A 397-nucleotide genomic window follows, 5' to 3' on the forward strand; every position below is an offset into this window, starting at 1 on the left:
ATCCTCAAGCGTCGGATGTCGCTTGCCCTTGTTCCAGCTAGTGCCACCAAGGGTCACACCCTGATAGAGCGTCACGTCGTTACCGATCTCGGCAGTCTCACCAATGACGATACCCATGCCGTGATCAATGAAGAAACGCCGCCCGATCTTCGCCCCCGGATGAATCTCGATCCCCGTCATCCAGCGCCCGAAATTGGACACCACTCGCGCCGGCCACTTCCAGCCCGAACGCCACAGCGCATGGGCCACTCGATGCAGCCAGGTGGCGTGCAGGCCTGGGTAGCAGGTCACCACCTCGAAGGCATTACGCGCTGCCGGATCACGGTGAAAAACGCTCTGGATATCTTCTCGCATGCGTTCAAACATCAGACTTCCCCTGCTTGTGAGGCTCTCCGCG

1 protein-coding gene is annotated in these 397 nt (G+C 59.7%); it reads right to left on the minus strand.

The window, feature by feature from the left end; genetic code table 11:
• On the minus strand, positions 1-366 hold a 366-nt coding region (gene epsC / locus AC805_RS16915), incomplete at its 3' end, for a serine O-acetyltransferase EpsC (RefSeq protein ID WP_331459091.1).
• Between the last annotated feature and the right edge of the window lie 31 nt (positions 367-397).

This window comes from Pseudanabaena sp. 'Roaring Creek' (assembly GCF_001402795.1).
Lineage (GTDB): Bacteria > Cyanobacteriota > Cyanobacteriia > Pseudanabaenales > Pseudanabaenaceae > Pseudanabaena.